Source organism: Rhizobium sp. BK399, assembly GCF_014194695.1.
Taxonomy (GTDB): Bacteria; Pseudomonadota; Alphaproteobacteria; order Rhizobiales; family Rhizobiaceae; genus Rhizobium.
This window is the reverse complement of record NZ_JACIAH010000001.1, coordinates 34,871-54,921: the sequence shown is the minus strand read 5'-3', so window position 1 is coordinate 54,921 and position 20,051 is coordinate 34,871. Positions and strand designations below refer to the sequence as shown.

Annotated in this window: 25 protein-coding genes; 15 read left to right on the top strand and 10 right to left on the bottom strand. The window is 60.0% G+C overall.

The features are described 5' to 3' along the window. Nucleotides 1-2: 2 nt before the first annotated feature. Together FHT97_RS00290 and FHT97_RS00285 are read right to left on the bottom strand one after the other, a co-directional pair. Nucleotides 3-1,292, bottom strand: a complete 1,290-nt coding sequence (locus FHT97_RS00290) for a dihydroorotase (RefSeq protein ID WP_183859157.1) — start codon at nucleotides 1,290-1,292, stop codon at nucleotides 3-5. Next, nucleotides 1,289-2,245, bottom strand: coding sequence for an aspartate carbamoyltransferase catalytic subunit (locus tag FHT97_RS00285; RefSeq protein ID WP_037127400.1), 957 nt, complete (start codon nucleotides 2,243-2,245; stop codon nucleotides 1,289-1,291). The genes FHT97_RS00290 and FHT97_RS00285 overlap by 4 nt, the downstream gene beginning before the upstream one ends. A gap of 181 nt (nucleotides 2,246-2,426) precedes the next feature. On the opposite strand from FHT97_RS00285, the gene FHT97_RS00280 reads away from it, so the two are divergent. The 4 genes from FHT97_RS00280 to FHT97_RS00265 all read left to right on the top strand — a co-directional run bounded on the left by FHT97_RS00280 (nucleotide 2,427) and on the right by FHT97_RS00265 (nucleotide 6,132). After that, nucleotides 2,427-4,076 (top strand): acyl-CoA dehydrogenase family protein, encoded by a 1,650-nt coding sequence (locus FHT97_RS00280; RefSeq protein ID WP_183756811.1) that lies wholly within the window; start codon nucleotides 2,427-2,429, stop codon nucleotides 4,074-4,076. Next, nucleotides 4,076-4,693, top strand: coding sequence for a GNAT family N-acetyltransferase (locus FHT97_RS00275; protein ID WP_183859155.1), 618 nt, complete (start codon nucleotides 4,076-4,078; stop codon nucleotides 4,691-4,693). Before FHT97_RS00280 ends, FHT97_RS00275 begins: the two co-directional genes overlap by 1 nt. Nucleotides 4,694-4,842: 149 nt before the next feature. Then, complete coding sequence (locus FHT97_RS00270) at nucleotides 4,843-5,505, top strand: TetR/AcrR family transcriptional regulator (RefSeq protein WP_183859153.1); 663 nt, start codon at nucleotides 4,843-4,845, stop codon at nucleotides 5,503-5,505. A 294-nt stretch (nucleotides 5,506-5,799) separates the two neighbouring features. Further along, complete coding sequence (locus tag FHT97_RS00265) at nucleotides 5,800-6,132, top strand: DUF6105 family protein (protein WP_183859152.1); 333 nt, start codon at nucleotides 5,800-5,802, stop codon at nucleotides 6,130-6,132. Here FHT97_RS00265 and ruvX read toward each other — a convergent pair. Next, nucleotides 6,069-6,563: a Holliday junction resolvase RuvX gene (gene ruvX, locus FHT97_RS00260; RefSeq protein ID WP_183756807.1), complete on the bottom strand. Its 495-nt coding sequence runs from the start codon at nucleotides 6,561-6,563 to the stop codon at nucleotides 6,069-6,071. The genes FHT97_RS00265 and ruvX overlap by 64 nt on opposite strands. 118 nt (nucleotides 6,564-6,681) lie before the next feature. Between ruvX and FHT97_RS00255 the strand changes: the two genes are divergently transcribed. The 4 genes from FHT97_RS00255 to FHT97_RS00240 all read left to right on the top strand — a co-directional run bounded on the left by FHT97_RS00255 (nucleotide 6,682) and on the right by FHT97_RS00240 (nucleotide 9,731). After that, nucleotides 6,682-7,386 (top strand): metal-dependent hydrolase, encoded by a 705-nt coding sequence (locus FHT97_RS00255; protein WP_183859150.1) that lies wholly within the window; start codon nucleotides 6,682-6,684, stop codon nucleotides 7,384-7,386. A gap of 124 nt (nucleotides 7,387-7,510) precedes the next feature. Beyond that, on the top strand, nucleotides 7,511-7,798 hold the full coding sequence (gatC, locus tag FHT97_RS00250) for an Asp-tRNA(Asn)/Glu-tRNA(Gln) amidotransferase subunit GatC (protein ID WP_016553653.1): 288 nt from the start codon (nucleotides 7,511-7,513) through the stop codon (nucleotides 7,796-7,798). 54 nt (nucleotides 7,799-7,852) lie between these two features. Next, nucleotides 7,853-9,334 carry an Asp-tRNA(Asn)/Glu-tRNA(Gln) amidotransferase subunit GatA gene (gene gatA, locus FHT97_RS00245; protein ID WP_183859147.1) on the top strand — a complete coding sequence of 494 codons (1,482 nt, stop codon included), beginning with the start codon at nucleotides 7,853-7,855 and terminating at the stop codon, nucleotides 9,332-9,334. A 121-nt stretch (nucleotides 9,335-9,455) separates the two neighbouring features. After that, entirely contained in the window at nucleotides 9,456-9,731 is a 276-nt protein-coding gene (locus FHT97_RS00240) for a hypothetical protein (protein ID WP_183859145.1), read from the top strand. A 38-nt stretch (nucleotides 9,732-9,769) separates the two neighbouring features. On the opposite strand, the gene FHT97_RS00235 is transcribed toward FHT97_RS00240, so the two are convergent. Further along, complete coding sequence (locus tag FHT97_RS00235) at nucleotides 9,770-10,027, bottom strand: YjhX family toxin (protein ID WP_183859143.1); 258 nt, start codon at nucleotides 10,025-10,027, stop codon at nucleotides 9,770-9,772. A gap of 293 nt (nucleotides 10,028-10,320) precedes the next feature. On the opposite strand from FHT97_RS00235, the gene FHT97_RS00230 reads away from it, so the two are divergent. Further along, complete coding sequence (locus FHT97_RS00230; RefSeq protein WP_183859141.1) at nucleotides 10,321-10,827, top strand: GNAT family N-acetyltransferase; 507 nt, start codon at nucleotides 10,321-10,323, stop codon at nucleotides 10,825-10,827. On the opposite strand, the gene FHT97_RS00225 is transcribed toward FHT97_RS00230, so the two are convergent. Continuing rightward, nucleotides 10,819-11,133, bottom strand: a complete 315-nt coding sequence (locus tag FHT97_RS00225) for a DUF1294 domain-containing protein (protein WP_183859139.1) — start codon at nucleotides 11,131-11,133, stop codon at nucleotides 10,819-10,821. The genes FHT97_RS00230 and FHT97_RS00225 overlap by 9 nt on opposite strands. 139 nt (nucleotides 11,134-11,272) lie before the next feature. Between FHT97_RS00225 and gatB the strand changes: the two genes are divergently transcribed. The 5 genes from gatB to FHT97_RS00200 all read left to right on the top strand — a co-directional run bounded on the left by gatB (nucleotide 11,273) and on the right by FHT97_RS00200 (nucleotide 14,790). Beyond that, nucleotides 11,273-12,775 carry an Asp-tRNA(Asn)/Glu-tRNA(Gln) amidotransferase subunit GatB gene (gene gatB / locus FHT97_RS00220; RefSeq protein WP_183859137.1) on the top strand — a complete coding sequence of 501 codons (1,503 nt, stop codon included), beginning with the start codon at nucleotides 11,273-11,275 and terminating at the stop codon, nucleotides 12,773-12,775. 5 nt (nucleotides 12,776-12,780) lie between these two features. Then, nucleotides 12,781-13,284, top strand: a complete 504-nt coding sequence (locus FHT97_RS00215; RefSeq protein ID WP_183756802.1) for a GNAT family N-acetyltransferase — start codon at nucleotides 12,781-12,783, stop codon at nucleotides 13,282-13,284. A gap of 5 nt (nucleotides 13,285-13,289) precedes the next feature. Further along, nucleotides 13,290-13,751, top strand: a complete 462-nt coding sequence (locus tag FHT97_RS00210; protein WP_183859135.1) for a GNAT family N-acetyltransferase — start codon at nucleotides 13,290-13,292, stop codon at nucleotides 13,749-13,751. A 104-nt stretch (nucleotides 13,752-13,855) separates the two neighbouring features. Beyond that, entirely contained in the window at nucleotides 13,856-14,254 is a 399-nt protein-coding gene (locus FHT97_RS00205; RefSeq protein ID WP_016553662.1) for an NADH:ubiquinone oxidoreductase subunit NDUFA12, read from the top strand. A gap of 104 nt (nucleotides 14,255-14,358) precedes the next feature. Next, nucleotides 14,359-14,790: a DUF2155 domain-containing protein gene (locus FHT97_RS00200; RefSeq protein ID WP_183859133.1), complete on the top strand. Its 432-nt coding sequence runs from the start codon at nucleotides 14,359-14,361 to the stop codon at nucleotides 14,788-14,790. A 3-nt stretch (nucleotides 14,791-14,793) separates the two neighbouring features. Here the strand turns inward: FHT97_RS00200 and aat are convergent, their stop codons facing one another. From aat to FHT97_RS00175, 5 genes are all read right to left on the bottom strand, one after another. Further along, the gene (gene aat, locus FHT97_RS00195; protein ID WP_183859131.1) at nucleotides 14,794-15,408 is read right to left on the bottom strand and encodes a leucyl/phenylalanyl-tRNA--protein transferase; all 615 of its coding nucleotides are present in this window, start codon (nucleotides 15,406-15,408) and stop codon (nucleotides 14,794-14,796) included. Between the two features lie 6 nt (nucleotides 15,409-15,414). Beyond that, nucleotides 15,415-16,761: an acetyl-CoA carboxylase biotin carboxylase subunit gene (gene accC, locus FHT97_RS00190; RefSeq protein WP_183756798.1), complete on the bottom strand. Its 1,347-nt coding sequence runs from the start codon at nucleotides 16,759-16,761 to the stop codon at nucleotides 15,415-15,417. Between the two features lie 10 nt (nucleotides 16,762-16,771). Beyond that, nucleotides 16,772-17,248 (bottom strand): acetyl-CoA carboxylase biotin carboxyl carrier protein, encoded by a 477-nt coding sequence (gene accB, locus FHT97_RS00185; protein WP_183859129.1) that lies wholly within the window; start codon nucleotides 17,246-17,248, stop codon nucleotides 16,772-16,774. 22 nt (nucleotides 17,249-17,270) lie between these two features. Then, the gene (gene aroQ, locus FHT97_RS00180; RefSeq protein WP_153270193.1) at nucleotides 17,271-17,708 is read right to left on the bottom strand and encodes a type II 3-dehydroquinate dehydratase; all 438 of its coding nucleotides are present in this window, start codon (nucleotides 17,706-17,708) and stop codon (nucleotides 17,271-17,273) included. Between the two features lie 144 nt (nucleotides 17,709-17,852). Further along, complete coding sequence (locus tag FHT97_RS00175; protein WP_183859127.1) at nucleotides 17,853-18,611, bottom strand: DsbA family protein; 759 nt, start codon at nucleotides 18,609-18,611, stop codon at nucleotides 17,853-17,855. Between the two features lie 210 nt (nucleotides 18,612-18,821). Between FHT97_RS00175 and FHT97_RS00170 the strand changes: the two genes are divergently transcribed. Further along, nucleotides 18,822-19,979: an aminotransferase class I/II-fold pyridoxal phosphate-dependent enzyme gene (locus FHT97_RS00170; protein WP_183859125.1), complete on the top strand. Its 1,158-nt coding sequence runs from the start codon at nucleotides 18,822-18,824 to the stop codon at nucleotides 19,977-19,979. Nucleotides 19,980-20,051: the final 72 nt, after the last annotated feature.

The window sequence follows — 20,051 nt, the reverse complement described above, 5'->3', positions numbered from 1 at the left end:
TTTTATATCGTATGCACGCAGCGTCCGGCGACGTAGGTCGCAACAGCGCGCCCGCTGAGGCGAGCGTCTTCGAACGGCGTGTTCTTCGAGCGGGAAAGAAGCATGTCCTTCGAGACAAGCCAAGGGTCATCGAGATCGATCAGCGCAATATCCGCCTTCGCGCCCGGCTTCAGCGTGCCGGCCTCGAGGCCGAAAATCTGCGCCGGCCGCGTCGACATGGCATCGATCAGCCGCATCAGGCTGACCTGGCCGCTGTGATGCAGGCGCAGCGCCGCAGCTAGCATCGTTTCAAGGCCGACGGCTCCGTCGGCCGCTTCACCGAAGGGCAGGCGTTTCGTGTCAACGTCCTGCGGGTCGTGCGAGGAGACGATGATATCGATCGCACCGCGCGCCAGCGCATCCACCATCGCCATACGATCATCTTCGGAGCGCAGCGGCGGATAGAGCTTGAAGAAGGTGCGATATTCGCCGATGTCGTTTTCGTTCAGCGAAAGATTGTTGATCGAGATACCGCAGGTAACGCGCGCACCACGGCTGCGGGCAAGCTCGATCGCCTCGACCGATTCCGGCACGGAGATCATCGCGGCGTGGTAGTTGCCGCGTGTCAGCTTGGCGATGCGCAGGTCGCGTTCGAGCGGGATGAGTTCTGCTTCCTTCGGGATACCCCCGAGACCGAGCCAGCTGGCAAACAGTCCCTCATGCATGACCCCGGTGGCACCCAGATATTTGTCGCGGGTCTCGCAGGAGATGACGGCGCCGAATTCACGCGCATAGGTCATCACGCGACGCAGGACCTGCGTGTCGTGGACGCTCGAGCGGCCGTCGGTAAACGCGACGGCGCCGGCTTCCATCAGCAGGCCGATCTCGGTCATTTCCTCGCCGGCAAGATGTTTCGTGATCGCCGCTGCCGGATAGACGTTGACCAGTGCCTTGTCCTTCGCCGTCTTCTTGACGAATTCGACAAGCGCGATGTCGTCGATGACGGGATCGGTATCCGGCATCATGATGATCGACGTAACGCCGCCGGCCGCTGCCGCGCGGCTTGCCGAAGCGATCGTTTCACGATGCTCGGCGCCCGGCTCACCGATATGAACGCGGGCATCGACGAGGCCAGGCGTAGCGACGAGGCCGGTGCAATCACGCACGTCGGCACCGGCGGGCGCTGCCTGGTTCTGTGCGTCCGCGCCGGCCGCAACGATCAGGCCATCCCTGACGATGATGCTGCCGACTTCATCGAGATTGCGCGAGGGGTCGACGATGCGAACGTTCTTGAGGACGACCGAGTTCTTCATGCGCCGGCTCCTTCGGTGCGTGGACCCTGGTTCTGTGAGACCAGCAGCGTCTCCATGACGGCCATGCGCACGGCGACCCCCATTTCCACCTGTTCGGCAATCACGCTCTGCGGTCCGTCCGCGACCTCGGAGGAGATCTCGACGCCACGGTTCATCGGGCCGGGATGCATGACAAGCGCATCTTCCTTCGCCGCTTTTAGCGTTTCCGCGTCGAGCCCATAGAAGTGATAGTATTCGCGCACCGATGGCACAAAGGCGCCGGACATGCGCTCGCGCTGCAGACGCAGCATCATCACAACGTCGGCGTCCTTCAGACCTTCCTTCATGGAATGGAAGACCTCAACGCCCATGTCGGCGATACCTGATGGCAGCAGGGTTGCGGGCGCTACGACGCGCACGCGTGCGCCCATGGCGTTCAGCAATAGGATGTTCGACCGCGCCACGCGCGAATGCAGCACGTCGCCGCAGATCGCGACGATAATGCGCGACAGCTTGCCCTTGGCGCGGCGGATCGTCAGAGCGTCAAGGAGGGCCTGCGTCGGATGCTCATGTTGGCCGTCGCCGGCATTGACCACCGAGCAGGAAACCTTCTGTGCGAGCAGGGCAGCAGCCCCGGCGCTGGAATGGCGGATCACGAGCACATCAGGCCGCATCGCGTTCAGCGTCATTGCCGTATCGATCAGGGTCTCGCCCTTCTTCACCGAAGAATTGCCGACCGACATGTTCATCACGTCGGCGCCGAGACGTTTCCCGGCAAGCTCGAAGGAGGCCTGCGTGCGCGTCGATGCCTCGAAAAAGAGATTGATCTGAGTCAGGCCGCGAAGGGTCGACGTTTTCTTCTCTCTCTGCCTGCTGATCTTGACGGCCTCGTCGGCCTTGTCGAGGAGAAAGGTGATATCCTGCTCGGTGAGCCCTTTGATACCGATGAGGTGGCGGTGGGGAAAGAAGACCATGAACCTGCCTCTTGCTGTCGTCTGCGGGGTCTATAAAGAGTGAGCCGGGCGGCGGCAAGCTTGCGCTGTGGGCAAAGGCCCGTCTCCCCCTGCAATTTTGCCCGAATTCAACTATTGCAGAGGACAGGGAAATTGTAACTTCCGGTTTCCCTTTGCCTGCCTCTTGCACTAGAAGCGATTCATGACGCCCGCCGAAGAGAAACTTGCCGAACTCAACCAGCCGAGCCTGTGGTCCGGCATCAACGCCTACAGGTCCGATCCGCTGATCGTCGACCTGACCGGCACGCTGCCGCGTGGGATCCGCGACGATCTCGACAACATGGGCCGGTACGTGACCTCTCCGGAGGCGCAGGAGCTGGCGCGCATGGCGAATCAGGGCGTGCCGCAGCTGCGCACGCATGGTCCGCGCGGCGAGCGGCTCGATGTTGTCGAGTTCCATCCGGCCTGGCACGCGCTGATGCGCCGTTCGATGTCGTCGGGGCTGCATTCGTCTGTCTGGGATCCGCAGGCGGACACTGAGGCCAAAAACCAGGCGCACAAGGTTAGGGCAGCGCGCTTCTATCTGACGGCGCAGTTGGAATCCGGCCATCTCTGCCCGCTGACGATGACGAGTGCCTCGGTCGCAGCGCTTTCGGCTTCGCCGGCCGTGCAGAAGGACTGGGCACCGAAGATCCTCTCGCGCAAATATGATTCCACCAACAAGCCTGCCATGCAGAAGTCCGCCGTGACGATCGGCATGGGCATGACCGAGAAGCAGGGCGGCACCGACGTTCGCGCCAACACGACGACGGCGGAGAAGGTCAGCGAAGGCATCTATCGTCTGTCCGGCCACAAGTGGTTCATGTCGGCGCCGATGAGCGACGCCTTCGTGATGCTGGCGCAGACCAAGGATGGGATGGGCTGCTTCCTCGTTCCACGTCTTCTGGAGGATGGTTCGGCGAACGGCCTGCACTTCCAGCGCCTGAAGGACAAGGTCGGCAATCGCTCCAATGCCTCGTCGGAAGTCGAATTCAACGATACGTTCGGCTTCCTGCTCGGCACGCCGGATGGCGGTATCCGCACTATTCTCGACATGGTGACATTAACGCGGCTCGACTGCGCGCTGGCCTCCTCGGGCATCATGCGCGCTTCGCTGGCCGAGGCCGTGCATCACACCCGCGGCCGCAGCGTTTTCGGAAAGATGCTGGTGAGCCAGCCGATCATGACGCGCGTCCTGGCCGATATGGCCCTCGATGTGGCGGCTGCGACGGCGCTGTCCTTCCGCCTTGCCGATGCCTTCGATCGGGCACGCGGCAGCGCCGAAGAGGCGGCCTACGCCCGCGTCATGACGCCGGTCGCAAAATACTGGTGCTGCAAGATTGCGCCATCTCTGATTTACGAGGCGATGGAATGCATCGGCGGCAGCGGCTACATCGAGGAGCGCCCGATCGCCCGCCACTATCGCGAAGCGCCCGTTAACGCGATCTGGGAAGGCTCGGGCAATGTCATGGCACTCGACGTGCTACGCATCCTGAACCGCGGCAAGGACCTTTTCGAAACGGTATTCGCAGGTCTCGCGCGCGATCTCGGACCGGCCGGCAAGAAGACCATCGACGTGCTGCGCGCCGCCATGGCGCTTTGCGAGCGGGACGAGGGCGCTGCACGCCTGCTCGTCGAACAGCTGGCGCTCGCTGCCGGTGCCGCCGAACTCTATCGCCTGGGGGCAGGGCGGATCGCCGATGCCTTCATCGAAACCCGCCTTGCAGGCGGCTGGCGCTCGACCTACGGCATGCTGGATTCGCGCTTCGACGCCAGCTACATCGTCGATCTTCTCTATCCGCCGGCAAGCTGATGACTGTGCTGCGTCCCGTCCGTACCGACGATCTCGAGCAGATCTATCAAATCTCGCTCGTGACGGGCGACGCCGGCAGCGATGCGTCCAAATTGCACCGCGACGGCAAGCTGATCGGACATATTTATTCGGCACCCTACGTGCTGCTGAGCCCTGAAACCGCTTTCGTGGCAGAGGACTCCGAAGGAGTTGCCGGCTACATCGTCGGCGGGTTCGATACGGTTGCATTCGATCAGCGGCTTGAACGCGATTGGTGGCCGGCACTTCGTCGGGCGTACAGCGATCCGGAGGGCGATCCCGAGAACTGGGACGCCGATCAGAAACGCATTTCCGCGATCCACCATCCGTCTTCGGCGCCTGCTGCGCTCGTCGAAGCCTTTCCCGCGCACATCCACATGAACCTACTGCCGCGTTTACAGGGGCAGGGGATGGGCACGAAGCTCCTCGACCGATGGCTGTCGAATGCAAGAGAGGCCGGCGTCGAAGCCGTCCACCTCGGCGCCAATGCTAACAATTATGGCGCTCTGCGTTTTTGGGGCTCCCGCGGGTTCAGCCGACTTGGCCCGCCATTGGTCGACGCTTCCGACCGAACGGTCTGGTTTGGACAGAGACTATAAGGGCAGGCAGCTAAATGTCACCGTATGGTGACACTTTGAAATCGTTGCCATCTTTCGCGAACTGTCCACAATCTTTGCAAGACATGTCCGTTGCCGCTGATCTGTGGCGTTGTTACTCACCGCAAAGTGACAACTGGACCGAATCCCTCATGCTGAACGACCCCATGGTGCTTGCGCCCGTTGCCGACGCAATCCGTGTCGAACCCGAAAAGCGTATTCGCGACCGAAGCGCTACCGAGAAGGCAATTCTGAACGCAGCCAAGTCGTTGCTGGCGGAAGAGGGGTTCCAGAATTTCGGCATCAACGCGGTTGCCCGCCGCGCCGGCTGCGACAAGCAACTGATCTACCGCTACTACGGCGGCTTGAACGGCCTCGTGGAAGCGATCGGCGCCGATCTCGGCAATTGGGTCAAGGACCGCATTCCCGAGGATACCGGTGGCATGTTTCTCCTGACCTACGGCGACCTCATGGAGCGGCTGTCGCTGCTTTTCCTCGAGGCGTTGCGGGATGATCCACTTGTTCGCCGAATCGTTGCCTGGGAGGTTTCCGAAAACACCGAGCAGGTCAGGCGGCTTTCCGAGGCGCGGTCGAAGGCCCTAGCAAACTGGCTCGATCGCATGCGGGGATCGCTGATGCCGCCAAAGGGCGTCGACGTTGTGGCCGTCAATGCGCTTCTGATCGCGGCCATCCAGCATCTCGTTCTTTCCGCATCCGCTGGAGGCCAGTGCGCCGGACTGACGCTCAAGACGTCGAAGGATTGGGAGAAGGCCGCAACGGCTCTGAAACGTATCGTTCGCGGCGTCTACGGCTGAGGCCGAGCACAGTCTTTCCACAGGCGTCCCCGCGCGCGTTAACCTTAACAAATGGTTTACGTTGCGCCTTCCCGGGTAAGAAGTCAGTTTGCCAGTCAGTCCAAAATGTTGGGTGTCTGGAACCATGGGAACTAAAATCGCGAGAGGCGCGTTTCTTGTTGCCGCGATGATGTTTTTCGCTGTGCTTGCGCTGGATATCGCTGTGCCAGGGCTGGTTCTGGGTTCGATGGCGTTGTCGATATGGGCGGTTTCCCACGAGGGGCTATCCAGTCGAAGAGAACGAGAGACGACCGCATGAAGTGGTTCCTGATCTTCTGGGCCGGTCCCATTGTCTTCCTGGCGGGATGGTATTGGCTTTCCTATTACGACATGAACTTCGGCATCTATATGCTCAGTAGGCAGGTGCATGACCTGACCTTCGAGATTTATGGCAAGGTGCTCGGCATTCCGCCGGAAACCATTCCGCCGCTGGTTGCCCGCGCGATCGTCGTCGACAGTCTTGTCGTCTTCGCAATCATTGGGTTCCGCCGACGCAAGGCAATTGCCGCCTGGTGGCGTGCACGTCACGCGTCAAAATCGCCCGATGCCGTTCTGCCGAGCAACGATAGCCTGTCCAGCGCTCCCTGAAGAATGAAGCTTGCCGCTGCCGAGTCGATCCGCTCGGCACGCTGCCTGCGTGATACGTCCATCTCGAGCAGCGCCCGCTCGGCGGCGACCGTCGACAGCCGCTCGTCCCAGTAGACGAACGGCAGGTCAGTCTTCTGCTCCATGTTGCGCACGAAGGCGCGCGTCGCCTGAACGCGCGGTCCGGCCGATCCGTCCATGTTCATTGGCAGACCAATCACAAAGGCGGCGACCTTTTCCTTAGCGGCAAACTCCAGCAACGTCGTCGCATCGATCGTGAATTTTTCGCGCTTGATGACCGGCCGCGGCGTCGAAAAGCGCCGGCCGAGATCGGACATCGAAAGCCCGATCGTCTTCGTGCCGAGATCGAGGCCCGCGATCGCCTGTCCCGGCTGCAACGCAGTTGAGAGTTCTTCGATCGTTAGCACCGTCATCGTCGTTTCATCCTGTCAAAAGAAATTGAAGCGGTGACGCTTTTCTTTGCGACCGCATCCGATATGTCCATAGCCAGCAAAACAGGCTTTTGCATCCGATAATCGAAGGAGACATTTTATGAAGATCACTTGGCTCGGTCACTCCGCTTTCCGCATCGAGATCGGGAAGGCGAAAATCTTGCTGGATCCGTTTCTCACGCACAATTCCTCCTTCGCTGGGCAGAACCTCAAGGATGTCGCGAGCGGCGTCACCCACATCCTGCTGACCCACGGTCACGGCGATCATGTCGGCGACACCGTAGCGCTCGCCAAGGAGACCGGCGCGGTCGTTCTCGCCAACGCCGACCTTGCCTCGTGGCTGGGGTCCAAGGGCCTGGCGAAGCTCGAAATGGGCAATACCGGGGGGACTGTTTCCTTCGACGGTTTCTCGGCAACCTTCACCAACGCGCTGCATTCCTCCGCCCAGATCACCGAAGACGGCGTTTCGCATGCGCTCGGCAATGCAAACGGCCTGATGCTGCATTTCGACGAGGAAGCCTCCATCCTCGCCATGGGCGATACCGACATCTTCTCCGACATGGCGCTGATCAATGAACTGCATCAGCCGGATATCGGACTGGTGCCGGTCGGCGACCGCTTCACGATGGGCGGCGCGGTCGCGGCGCTGGCCTGCCAGCGCTACTTCAACTTCAAGACGGCGATACCTTGCCACTACGGCACCTTCCCGATCATCGATCAGACGCCGGAGAAGTTTGTCTCGGGTATGGATGGATCGACGACCGCGGTGAGGACGCCGAAGCCGGGCGAGAGCCTTTCCGTCTAGGTTACGTCAGCAAAACCGCTCCGATTTCGGTAGCGGAATTCTACGCAATCCAAGGGCCATGCCCGTTGCGCACGGCGGGCATGGCCTTTATAGCGGGTAGGAAAAATCCTATCCGGAGAATACCATGTCCGTCGACTTTGCCACCGTTAAGCGCGTAGCGCGCCTTGCCCGTATTGCCGTCACCGAAGAAGAGGCAAATCGCATGGTGGGTGAGCTGAATGGCATCCTCGGCTTCGTCGAGCAGCTCTCCGAAGTCGACGTCGAGGGCGTCGAGGCAATGACATCGGTCACGCCGATGGAGATGAAGAAGCGCACCGATGATGTGACCGACGGCAACAAGGCTGCTGACATCGTCTCGAACGCGCCTGTCACCGATCAGAATTTCTTCCTGGTACCCAAAGTCGTCGAATAAGGCCTTCGCCGTTTTTCGACCTTTGTTGCCATTCCAGATTTGAAGCGAATTACCATGAGCGAACTCACCAGCCTGACCATTGCCGAAGCCCGCACGAAGCTGCGCGCCAAGGAAATCAAAGCGACCGAACTGACCGAAGCCTATATTTCGGCGATCGAAGCAGCGAACGACAAGCTCAACGCCTACATCAAGGTCACGCCCGAGAAGGCGCTGCAGATGGCGGAAGCCTCCGACGCGCGTCTCGCCGGCGGCAAGGGCGGCGAGCTCGAGGGTATTCCGCTCGGCATCAAGGACCTGTTTGCCACCGAAGGCATTCACACGCAGGCCTGCAGCCACATCCTCGATGGTTTCAAGCCGCACTACGAGTCGACAGTCACGCAGAACCTCTGGGACGATGGCGCCGTCATGCTCGGCAAGCTCAACATGGACGAGTTTGCGATGGGCTCTTCCAACGAGACCTCCTACTACGGCTCGGTGATCAACCCCTGGCGTTCGGGTGGCTCCAACCAACAGCTGGTACCGGGCGGTTCCTCCGGGGGCTCGGCGGCTGCCGTTGCAGCCCACCTCTGCGCCGGCGCCACGGCAACGGATACGGGCGGCTCGATCCGCCAGCCTGCAGCCTTCACCGGCACTGTCGGGATCAAGCCGACTTACGGCCGCTGCTCGCGCTGGGGCACGGTAGCCTTCGCGTCTTCCCTCGATCAGGCCGGCCCGATTGCTCGCGATGTGCGCGATGCCGCGATCCTGCTGAAGTCGATGGCCTCCGTCGATCCAAAGGACACGACCTCCGTCGATCTGCCGGTTCCCGAATATGAGGCCGCACTTGGCAAGTCGCTGAAGGGCATGAAGATTGGTATTCCGAACGAATACCGCGTCGACGGCATGCCTGAGGAAATCGAAACGCTATGGCAGCAGGGCATTGCCTGGCTGAAGGACGCAGGCGCCGAGATCGTCAACATCTCGCTGCCGCACACCAAGTATGCCCTGCCGGCCTATTACATCGTCGCTCCGGCGGAAGCCTCATCAAACCTTGCCCGTTATGACGGCGTCCGCTATGGCCTGCGCGTCGATGGCAAGGACATCGTCGACATGTACGAAAGGACGCGTGCCGCCGGCTTCGGCAAGGAAGTCAAGCGCCGCATCATGATCGGCACCTACGTGCTGTCCGCCGGCTACTACGACGCCTATTACATCAAGGCCCAGAAGGTCCGCACGCTGATCAAGCGCGACTTCGAACTGGCGTTCAACGCCGGCGTCGATGCGATCCTGACGCCCGCGACACCGTCGTCGGCCTTCGGCGTCGCCGACGAGAACCTCGCGTCCGATCCGGTGAAGATGTACCTGAACGACATCTTCACGGTGACGGTCAACATGGCCGGGCTGCCGGGCATTGCCGTTCCTGCCGGTCTGGATCACGGCGGCCTGCCGCTCGGTCTGCAGCTGATTGGCAAGCCGTTCGACGAAGAGACGCTGTTCAAGACTGCGCACGTAATAGAGCAGGCGGCAGGCAAGTTCACGCCCGCCAAGTGGTGGTGAGCGAGCCACATCGGCATCGGCCGCCGACGAGGCGGTCGTTCCTTGTCGGGCGACTGAGGTCCAGCTACCTCGGGCGTGGACTTTGTATTCGTCCATTGCGGCCCTACCAGGAGGAGGACTCATGTCGGCGTCAGATATCACTCAGATGATCGAAGCATTCGACCGTCTCGCCGCGGCAGGTTTCATCGTTGGTCCGGAATGGCAAGCAGTGCATGAAGTCTGCCAGGCGCATGAGGGCGAGGCGCTTTTCGATTGGGGGCATGCCATCTGCCACCGCATCGAAGGCGACGACTGGAATGCCGACTACTGGTACCGCCAGGCGGGTAAACGGCGTGGGAACGCTAAGGTCGCCGACGAATGGTCGGTGATGAAGGCGGAGCTTTTCAAGCAGCTTTGAAAGTAAGCCGCGCGCCAGGCGACGCGCGGCTCGGACAACTATCTGTTGTCCTGTTCGGCTCTGACGAGAACCAGTCCTCGTTCGGTAATCCGGTAGGGCTTGCCGCCTGAGGATTTGATCGCCCGCTTCTGCTTCAATTTGCGAAACAGCTCAAGGCCGAAGCCGGGATAGACCCAGCCGTCGCGGGTAAGGCATCTTACCGCCTCGATTTTCCGGTTGTCGTCGCGTTCGATTTCAATGCGGCCGCCTTGGGCCAACAGGTGCAGGATGCGCTGCTCCGTGCGTGAAATATCCATGGAAATGTTGATCCGGTCTTGCGCCGTGAGGCGCGCAAAAACATCTGGCGTCCGGTCGGACGTCAGGGCTTCGTTCTTTTCGGGGCCCATGCGCACAGGGAAAACCTGCGGGCAGGGCCTCTACCGGGTCTGAGAAGACGAATTCAACATGCGGCCTTGATACTGGCTGCGCGACACCTCGTCAAGATTTGCAACCGAGAGAGGACATTTCCGCCGTGTCTCGCGCTCGAAACCTGAGGCTTGGAGAACGGGGTGATTCGGTGCTTTACTTCCGTGGAAAGTCGGAGGTGCCGTTGATCCACATTCGCAATGCCCGGGAAGGCGAAGCGGAGCTTTTGAGCGAGATCGGAATAAGGGCCTGGCAGAAGGCGATGGCATCCATCGGCGAAGGAGATGCTATGGTCGACGCCGCGCGAAGCGCGTTCTTCAACTTCGTTGCGGGGAGCTGGATCACCGTCACCGTCATTGAGTGGAACGGGCATGCGGCTGGGTGGGCAGCGCGCGAGACGCTCGACGAGAAGATCTCGGACTTCTGGATCGATCCTGCCTTCACCGGTCACGGTCTCGGAACCGCACTCTTGCAGGATATCGAGAAGGACATCGCCGCGCAGGGCTTCGACACGGCAATGATGCAGACACACTCGGGGAACTCTGAGGCGATCGGCTTTTTCCAGAAGCGTGGGTATGCAATTCATTGGCTATCGATTGCCTACAATCCCAAGCTCGATCGTGATGTCCCGTCGGTCGGGCTGTCAAAGTCATTGGAATCCGCGGACGACGGCATCTATGGCCTAGTCTAGCAGCGCGCCCTCCAGCGCGAGGTAGCCGAGAGCGCTTGATAGCAAAAGCGCGATCGCCATATGAACCAGCACGATAGCCCTCAGGATCGACCGGAACGGTTCCTTCTGCGTCTTATGACGAAAGAGCCGTTGTGCACAGACCGCCCCAAGGCTGCCGCCGACGAAAGCGAGTGTAAGCAAGGTCTTCTCGCTGATCCGCCGCCGATGACTGCGGGCAGCCTGCTTGTCGAGAAAGTAGATCGAGAACACCAAGGCATTCAACGCCACGAAGAGCCCGATGATCTTTAGAATATCAATCGTTGTCATTTAAATCACGCTAAGCCCATTGCGTTAACATGCGCCAAACCGGCCGGCTTGCTGCGACGCAGAGCCGAAAGCCTTGCACCCGCAAGCCATTTCCGTTACCTCACCAGTTGAAAAGAACAGCCTCAAAAAGAGCATCCCAATGACCATTGTCGACGTTCGCACGCCTGATCCGAAACGCTTCATTCCCGGCGCCACTGGCGATTGGGAAGTCATCATCGGCATGGAAGTCCATGCGCAGGTGCTGTCGAATTCGAAGCTGTTCTCGGGCGCTGCGACCGAATTCGGCAAGCCGCAGAATTCCAACGTTTCGCTCGTCGATGCCGCGATGCCCGGCATGCTGCCCGTCATCAACGAGGAATGCGTCGCCCAGGCGGTCCGCACTGGCCTTGGTCTCAAGGCGCAGATCAACAAGCGCTCGATCTTCGACCGCAAGAACTACTTCTATCCGGACCTGCCACAGGGCTACCAGATCTCGCAGTTCAAGGATCCGATCGTCGGCGAGGGCAAGATCATCATCTCGCTCGGCCCGGATCGCCAGGGCCAGTTCGAGGACATCGAGATCGGCATCGAGCGCCTGCATCTGGAACAGGACGCCGGCAAGTCGCTGCACGACCAGCACGCTACGATGTCCTACGTCGACCTCAACCGCTCGGGCGTCGCGCTGATGGAGATCGTATCCAAGCCCGATATGCGCTCGTCGGATGAAGCCAAGGCCTACATGACGAAGCTGCGCTCTATCGTGCGCTACCTCGGAACCTGCGACGGCAACATGGACGAAGGCTCGATGCGCGCCGACGTCAACGTCTCCGTCCGTCGCCCAGGCGAAGGCTTCGGCACGCGTTGCGAGATCAAGAACGTCAACTCCATCCGGTTCATCGGTCAGGCGATCGAATACGAAGCCCGCCGCCAGATCGGCATTCTGGAAGATGGCGGCGCGATCGAGCAGGAGACTCGTCTTTTCGACCCGAACAAGGGCGAGACGCGGTCTATGCGCTCCAAGGAAGACGCGCACGACTACCGTTATTTCCCAGATCCGGATCTGCTACCCCTCGAGTTCGACGATGCCTTCGTCAAGGCGCTCGCAGCCGACCTGCCGGAACTGCCGGACGACAAGAAGGAGCGCTTCGTGCGCGAACTCGGTCTGTCGATCTACGACGCTTCCGTTCTGGTCTCGGAAAAGGCGATTGCCGACTATTTCGAAGCCGTGGCTGAAGGCCGCGACGGCAAGGCGGCCGCTAACTGGGTCATCAACGACCTGCTCGGTGCGCTGAACCGCACCGGCAAGAGCATCGAGGAGACCTCCGTTTCGCCGGCTCAGCTTGGTGCGATCATTGACCTCATCAAGGCGGAGACTATTTCAGGAAAGATCGCGAAGGACCTGTTCGAAATCGTGCTGAACGAGGGCGGCGATCCCGCCGAGATCGTCGAAGTCAGAGGCATGAAGCAGGTGACCGATACCGGTGCGATCGAGCGGGCCGTCGACGAAATCATCGCCGCCAACCCGGATCAAGTCGCCAAGGTTCAGGCCAAGCCGACACTGGCCGGCTGGTTCGTCGGTCAGGTCATGAAGGCGACCGGCGGTAAGGCAAACCCGCAGGCTGTCCAGGCTCTCGTGAAGGCGAAGCTCGGCATCGAGGAGTAGGGACTGTGTATTTCGTGCGCACTGCCAGCGAGGGTGATCTTAGCAAGATGCGCACGTTGTTGGATGAGGGGTTTCGCGCGACCTATGCTGGCCTCTATGGCGAAGCGAAGGTAAAGGATCTCGTTGGTCATCTGTTTTCGCCGGCTGCGCTGCAGGCGCGGCTGGCGAAGAAGAATGCCGAGTTCCTCGTTGCCGACAATGGCAAGGATATCGGCGGCATCGGTTATGCCGCCATGTCGGATGAAATGACGAAGACCGTCATGCTTCATCTGCTCTATGTCCGTCCACCTCTCCATCGGCAGGGCATCGGGCGCGAGATCTTCGCCGAGTTGGAAACCTGTTTTCCCGATGCAGAAATCATGCGTCTGGAAATAGAGCCGCAGAATGCGGCGGCAATCGCCTTCTACCATGCCCACGGTTTCGAGGATGTCGGCCGCAATGAAAACGACGGACCGGGGCAGTCCGGCATACCGACCCTGATCCTCGAAAAGCCCCTGGAACTGCGCTAACCATCATGACCCAAACCATTATTCGCGAAGCGCGTAGCGCCGACGTTGCTGCGCTTGTGGCGATCTTTGCCGCCGATGATCTCGGCGGTCACGGCGACACGACTGCGCCCGAGGCCTTCGGCGACTATCTCAGAGCATTCGAGCGGATCGCCTTATCACGCGATCAGACGCTATATGTCGCTGAACGGGAGGGGCAGGTTGTCGGCACGTTCCAGACAATGATCGTCACGTCGCTGGTTGGTCGCGGTTCGTCGTCGATGATCATCGAGGCGGTGCAGACGCGTGGTGACATGCGTGGGCAGGGTATTGGCGCTGAGATGATCGAGTTTGCCATCGCGGAGGCAAAACGTCGCGGCCTGCGCCTCGTTCAACTAACCTCGAATGCCGGTCGCAAGGACGCCCACCGCTTCTATGAGCGACTTGGCTTCAAGCAATCTCATCTCGGCTTCAAGATGGCGCTGAAATGAACCGATGTGACACTGGAATCACTGGACAATGCACCTCGCTGGCGGCATAAGCGAGGGATCAAATTCTGGTCCCGCTTGCCGTCCGGCTAGCTCAAGGAAAAGACATGAAGAATCTCCTCGTGCAAATCTTCACCTGGTGGAACGGTCAGACGATCGGTACGCGCTTCGCGACCTGGCGTTTCGGCAAGCGCGTCGGTGAAGACGAATTGGGCAACGTTTACTACGAAGGCGGCATGTCGTCCTACGGTCTCCCGAAGCGTTGGGTCATTTACAAGGGCTATGCCGAAGCTTCCGCTATTCCCCCGGGCTGGCATGGCTGGATGCATCACCGCACCAATGTTCCGCCGACCCAGGAAAACTATGTTGCGAAGGAATGGCAGAAGCCGCACCGTGCGAACCCGACGGGTTCGCCGCAGGCCTATCGCCCGCCCGGCTCGCTGGTCGTTCCTGGTGAACGTCCGCGGGTGACCGGCGACTACGACGCCTGGACGCCTGGCAACTGAGCGCGCGGCGACAGCCCCGCTTTTAGCCACAATTGACCATTACCCGCAGAATGGCCGCAGCGATTGCGGCCTTCGATTTTAAGATGCTGTGGAGACGGGCAGATATGAAGCTTTTCACGCGGAACCAGATCCTGCGTGCCGCCGGGCTTTCCCTGGCGCTTGGCTCGACGCTTCTCCCACAAGTCGTCTCCGCTGCCCGGATCGAGAACTCGGTTGCCGTGTTCTCCGGTCTCGACAAGATCACCGGCCGCATCACGACCTTCGACGTCTACGTCAACGAGACCGTGCAGTTCGGCGCGCTGCAGGTGACGCCGAAGGCCTGCTATTCACGCGATCAGGCCGAAGCGCAGAAGATCGACGGCTTCGTGGAAGTCGACGAGATCACACTGGACCGCAAGATCCGCCGTATCTTCACCGGCTGGATGTTCGCCGACAGCCCCGGTCTCAATGCCGTCGAGCACCCGATCTACGACGTCTGGCTGAAAGACTGCAAGCAGAACTCGGACGTTCCCGCACCCGACAAAGCGGCTAACTAAATTTCAGAATTCGAGGTTCGGCGAAGCCATCGCTGCTGCCAGCATGTGGGTGTACTCATCCTTCGGAACGTCTATGGCTCCGAAAGTCTTGAGGTGCTCGGTCGTAAACTGGGTATCGAGCAAGGTAAAACTCTTGGCCCGCAGCCGTTCCACGAGATGAACGAGGCAGATCTTCGAGGCATTTGTCCGCCGGGAAAACATACTTTCACCGAAGAACGCCGAACCCAGCGATACGCCATACAGTCCGCCGACGAGTTCGTCCCCGTCCCACGCCTCTACCGAGTGCGCGTGCCGAATCCGATGCAGCGTGGAGTAGAGCGATTTGATCGTTTGATTGATCCAGGTACTTGGCCTGTCCCCGGTCTCTGCCGCACAGGCTGCGATGACCGCATCGAAATCGTGGTTGAAGCGGATATCGAACGGCTTGCGTCGAATGGTCTTGGCGAGGCTTTTGGAGACGTGGAATTCTTCGAGCGGTAGGACACCGCGAAGATCGGGCTCGACCCAGAATATCTCCGGGTCATCAGCCGATTCGGCCATCGGGAAGAGACCGATCGAATAGGCGCGCAGGAGAATTTCCGGTGTGATGCCTGGAGATTTCCTGCGCGATCCTGCCATTCTCTGTTACGCCGGTTTTTGGGCCAGATAGTTTTCCAGCCAATGGATGTCGTAGTCGCCGTTAGCGATATCCTGATTATCCACCAGATCCTGGAACAACGGTAGCGTCGTCTTGATGCCATCGACGACAAACTCATCGAGTGCGCGGCGCAGACGCATCATGCATTCGACGCGGGTGCGACCGAATACAATGAGCTTGCCGATGAGGCTGTCGTAGTAAGGCGGGATCTTGTAACCTTGGTAGGCACCGCTGTCGACGCGTACTCCAAGACCGCCCGGCGCATGGAAGTGCGTGATCGTGCCAGGAGAGGGTACGAAAGTACGCGCGTCCTCGGCGTTGATGCGGCACTCGATGGCATGGCCATGGAAGTTGATTTCTTCCTGCTTCACGGAAAGTCCGCCGCCGGAGGCGACACGGATCTGCTCGTGAACGAGGTCAATGCCAGTGATCGCTTCGGTGATCGGATGCTCCACCTGCAGGCGGGTGTTCATTTCGATGAAATAGAACTCACCGTTCTCGTACAGGAACTCGATCGTCCCGGCGCCGCGATACTTCAGCTTCTTCATGGCATCGGCACAAACCTGGCCGATCTTCATGCGCTGTTCGACGTTGAGGGCAGGCGAATTTGCTTCTTCCCAGACCTTCTGGTGGCGGCGCTGCAGCGAGCAATCGCGTTCACCGAGATGGATCGCATTGCCCTCGCCATCGCCGAACACCTGGATTTCGATGTGGCGTGGCTTGCCGAGATACTTTTCCATGTAGACGGCGTCGTTGCCGAAGGCGGCAGCCGCTTCGGTGCGGGCCGTCGACCAGGCTTCGATCAGGTCGGCTTCGGACTTTGCGACCTTCATGCCGCGGCCGCCGCCGCCAGCGGTTGCCTTGATCAGAACCGGATAGCCGATTTCGGCTGCAGTCCGTAGCGCGTCTTCCTCGGTCTTCACTTCGCCATCTGAGCCCGGGACAACAGGGATGCCGAGTTCCTGGGCCGTCGTCTTGGCGGTGATCTTGTCGCCCATGAGGCGGATATGTTCCGCCGTCGGGCCGATGAAGGTGATGCCGTGCGCTTCCAGGATCTCCGCAAACTTGGCGTTTTCGGACAGGAAGCCATAGCCCGGATGTACCGCATCGGCGCCGGTGATTTCGCAGGCGGCGACGATCTGGTGGATGTTCAGATAGCTGTCACGCGACGGCGGAGGACCGATGCAGACGCTCTCGTCGGCCAGACGCACATGCATGGCGTCGGCGTCCGCGGTCGAGTGAACCACGACGCAGGGAATGCCGAGCTCCTTGCAGGCACGCAGCACGCGAAGCGCGATTTCCCCGCGGTTGGCAATGAGGATTTTCGAGACCATGACGCCCGCCTTATTCGATGACGACGAGGGCTTGGCCGTATTCGACGGGGCTTCCGTCCTCGACGAGGATTTCGGTAACCTTGCCGGATTTCGGCGAAGGAATCTGGTTCATGGTCTTCATCGCTTCGATGATGAGCAGAGTCTGGCCTTCCTTCACGGTCGTGCCGAGCTCGATGAAGGCTCGCGCGCCCGGAGCGGGAGCCATGTAGGCGGTGCCGACCATAGGAGCGCTGACGGTGTTGGCAGGGTTGCGTGCAGGGGCCGCAGGCGCTGCGGCAACCTGGGCTGCTGCGGCGACGGGAGCCGGAGCCGCCGCAAACGCGGGCGCAGCCATCGGAGCCTGAATGTACTGGGTGTTGCCGGCGCGCGAAACGCGGATGCGCAGATCATCCTGCTCGACTTCGATTTCCGTCAGATCCGTGTCGTTGAGGATGTTCGCGAGGTCGCGGATCAGCGCCTGGTCGATACCGTTTTTCTTCTCAGCCATGAGTGTTTGCCCTGTCTTCTTTTTATGCCGTAAGATTCTTCAGCGCCTGCAGCGCCAGAATATAGCTGTAAGGCCCGAAGCCGCAGATGACGCCCTTCACCGCTGGCGCAATCATCGACTTGTGGCGGAATTCTTCCCGCGCGTGAACGTTGGAGATATGGAGCTCTATCACCGGAATGGAAATAGCGCGAATTGCATCGTGGAGCGCAACCGAGGTATGCGTGTAGGCGCCGGCATTAATCGCCACGCCAACTGCCTTATCGTTCGCTTCATGGAACCAGTCGACCAGCGTACCTTCGTGGTTGCTCTGGCGGAAATCGATATCGAAGCCGAGCTCGCGCCCGGCGACCTTGCAATCCGCCTCGATATCCTGAAGCGACTTGCCGCCATAGATGCCGGGCTCTCGTTTGCCGAGCATGTTGAGGTTGGGCCCGTTCAGGACGAAAATCGTTTGCGTCATCGAATGTTCCAATAGATGCGAGACGGCAACCTATAGACTCCCGACGGACCTAATGAAAGCCCTTTGGGAAGCGCAGCCCGAATCGCGCCATATTTGTCCACATGGCTGAAACACTTCGATTTTGGCGATTTGATGGGCGCCCTATCAGCAACTTGTCTTGCCGCAGGCGCGCATGTTCTTGACCTTGGTCTCAAGGTCGTCGAAACCGACCGCGCCCTGAACCAGTTCGTTGCCGATCACATAGGACGGCGTGCCGGTGATGCCGAGGCTCTGGGCGAGCTGATAGGTCTCCTTCACGGACGCGTCGCTCGAACTCTTGGCCATCTCGTCGCGGATCTGCTTTTCGCTGACGCCAAGCGACTCGGCGACTTCTATCGCACTCGCTTCATCGGCCCGCCCATCGCTGCCGAGCAGAGCGATGTGGAACGCGCTGTACTTCTGCGGGGCCAGCTTGCGGAAGGCATCGGAAACCTTGTGGGCAGCGACAGATTCCGGACCAAGGATCGGGAATTCCTTGAGCACGAAGCGGACGTTCTTGTCTTTCTCGAGCATCGTCTGCATGTCGGAAAGGGCATGCCGGCAATAGCCGCAGTTGTAATCGAAGAATTCGACGATGGTGATGTCGCCCTTCGGATTGCCGATCGTCACGTCATACTTCGAATCGAAAATCGTCGACTTGTTGTCGGAGATTACGGCGTTGGCTTTAACGAGGCGCGCCTGTTCCTGTTTTTTCTGCAGGGCATCCTGAACGTCGAGCATGATCTCTGGGTTTTCGATCAGGTATTGCTTGATGAACTCGCCGAACTCCTTCTTCTGCGCGTCATCGAGTGCTGCCGCCGGATAGGCTGCTGCCACCGACGCAGTAAACGCCAGCGCGGTGAAGATTTTCGGAAGTATGGCCATTATATCCTCGTTATCAGCAGTTCGTATGCGTCGTTCTAGGCGCCGGATAACACTGCACGGTTAACGGCGGAACTCCGATGCCGCCAAGTTACGGTGCGTCCTGTCGTCTTCAAACAGGAATTTTCGTATCCGCTGTTCAATCGCGGGATTGTGATGATCCGATTATTGCGGCAATTGTCTGGTCGCACGCAAAGTTAGAGAGAAGCGACCTTGTTTTCTATTTCCCAACGCAGCGAAGTCGAGCCCTTTCATGCCATGGATGTCCTGGCCGAAGCGACGAAGCGGCGAGCAAGCGGTCATCCCGTCATCTCCATGGCTGTTGGCCAGCCCTCTCATCCCGCGCCCCGCGCTGCACTGGAGGCTGCGCGCGCAGCACTTGTCGAAGGCAAGATCGGCTACACGGACGCGCTCGGCACGACAAGGCTGAAACATGCATTGGCCGCGCATTATCGTGACAGACACGCTTTGGAAATCGATCCCTCACGCATCGCGATAACTACCGGTTCCTCCGCTGGCTTCAACCTTGCGTTTCTTTCGCTGTTTGATTCCGGAGACGCGGTTGCGATCGCCCGACCGGGCTATCCCGCCTATCGCAACATTCTCGGCGCGCTTGGCCTCAGAGTGATCGAGGTGCCGGTTACGGCCGAAACTCATTTCACTTTGACGCCCGAAAGCCTTGAGGCCGCGCAAAAGACAAACAATGTCAAGCTGAAGGGCGTGCTGCTGGCGAGCCCTGCCAATCCGACGGGTACGGTAACCGGTCGCCAGGGACTGCAGGTGCTGGCTGACTACTGCTCAGCCGAGTCGATCGCATTCATTTCAGACGAGATTTACCACGGGCTGACGTTTGCCGGCGAGGAAACCAGCGCGCTGGAATTGACCGATGAAGCGATCGTAATCAACTCGTTCTCCAAGTACTATTGCATGACCGGCTGGCGCATCGGCTGGATGGTGCTGCCCGAGCGGCTGGTGCGCCCGATCGAGCGCGTTGCACAAAGCCTATACATCTCGCCACCCGAACTCTCACAGATTGCGGCTACTGCGGCGCTCGGCGCGAGCGCGGAACTGGATATCTACAAGGCGAGCTATGCGGCCAATCGCGAGTTTCTATTGAAGCGTCTGCCGGAAATCGGGCTATCGATCGCGTCGCCGATGGATGGCGCCTTCTATGCCTATGTCGATGTCACCCGGTTCACCAATGACAGCATGGCGTTTGCCAAGCGAATGTTGGCCGAGATCAATGTTGCCGCAACGCCGGGCCTGGATTTCGACCCACTGGAGGGCAATCGATCGATGCGCATGTCTTATGCCGGCTCGGAAGTCGAAATCGTCGAAGCAGTTGACCGCATGGCCGACTGGCTGAAGTAGATATCCCAGTGGCTTGCCAAGATTTTCTCGATTAACCTGTAAGCAGCTTGCCGGGGGTTCGGCAGGCTGCTC

Coding starts and splice junctions, on each gene's coding strand:
- FHT97_RS00290 (WP_183859157.1), bottom strand. CDS start 1,292: ATGAAGAACTCGGTCGTCCTCAAGAACGTTCGCATCGTCGACCCCTCG.
- FHT97_RS00285 (WP_037127400.1), bottom strand. CDS start 2,245: ATGGTCTTCTTTCCCCACCGCCACCTCATCGGTATCAAAGGGCTCACC.
- FHT97_RS00280 (WP_183756811.1), top strand. CDS start 2,427: ATGACGCCCGCCGAAGAGAAACTTGCCGAACTCAACCAGCCGAGCCTG.
- FHT97_RS00275 (WP_183859155.1), top strand. CDS start 4,076: ATGACTGTGCTGCGTCCCGTCCGTACCGACGATCTCGAGCAGATCTAT.
- FHT97_RS00270 (WP_183859153.1), top strand. CDS start 4,843: ATGCTGAACGACCCCATGGTGCTTGCGCCCGTTGCCGACGCAATCCGT.
- FHT97_RS00265 (WP_183859152.1), top strand. CDS start 5,800: ATGAAGTGGTTCCTGATCTTCTGGGCCGGTCCCATTGTCTTCCTGGCG.
- ruvX (WP_183756807.1), bottom strand. CDS start 6,563: ATGACGGTGCTAACGATCGAAGAACTCTCAACTGCGTTGCAGCCGGGA.
- FHT97_RS00255 (WP_183859150.1), top strand. CDS start 6,682: ATGAAGATCACTTGGCTCGGTCACTCCGCTTTCCGCATCGAGATCGGG.
- gatC (WP_016553653.1), top strand. CDS start 7,511: ATGTCCGTCGACTTTGCCACCGTTAAGCGCGTAGCGCGCCTTGCCCGT.
- gatA (WP_183859147.1), top strand. CDS start 7,853: ATGAGCGAACTCACCAGCCTGACCATTGCCGAAGCCCGCACGAAGCTG.
- FHT97_RS00240 (WP_183859145.1), top strand. CDS start 9,456: ATGTCGGCGTCAGATATCACTCAGATGATCGAAGCATTCGACCGTCTC.
- FHT97_RS00235 (WP_183859143.1), bottom strand. CDS start 10,027: ATGGATATTTCACGCACGGAGCAGCGCATCCTGCACCTGTTGGCCCAA.
- FHT97_RS00225 (WP_183859139.1), bottom strand. CDS start 11,133: ATGACAACGATTGATATTCTAAAGATCATCGGGCTCTTCGTGGCGTTG.
- gatB (WP_183859137.1), top strand. CDS start 11,273: ATGACCATTGTCGACGTTCGCACGCCTGATCCGAAACGCTTCATTCCC.
- FHT97_RS00210 (WP_183859135.1), top strand. CDS start 13,290: ATGACCCAAACCATTATTCGCGAAGCGCGTAGCGCCGACGTTGCTGCG.
- FHT97_RS00205 (WP_016553662.1), top strand. CDS start 13,856: ATGAAGAATCTCCTCGTGCAAATCTTCACCTGGTGGAACGGTCAGACG.
- FHT97_RS00200 (WP_183859133.1), top strand. CDS start 14,359: ATGAAGCTTTTCACGCGGAACCAGATCCTGCGTGCCGCCGGGCTTTCC.
- aat (WP_183859131.1), bottom strand. CDS start 15,408: ATGGCAGGATCGCGCAGGAAATCTCCAGGCATCACACCGGAAATTCTC.
- accC (WP_183756798.1), bottom strand. CDS start 16,761: ATGGTCTCGAAAATCCTCATTGCCAACCGCGGGGAAATCGCGCTTCGC.
- accB (WP_183859129.1), bottom strand. CDS start 17,248: ATGGCTGAGAAGAAAAACGGTATCGACCAGGCGCTGATCCGCGACCTC.
- aroQ (WP_153270193.1), bottom strand. CDS start 17,708: ATGACGCAAACGATTTTCGTCCTGAACGGGCCCAACCTCAACATGCTC.
- FHT97_RS00175 (WP_183859127.1), bottom strand. CDS start 18,611: ATGGCCATACTTCCGAAAATCTTCACCGCGCTGGCGTTTACTGCGTCG.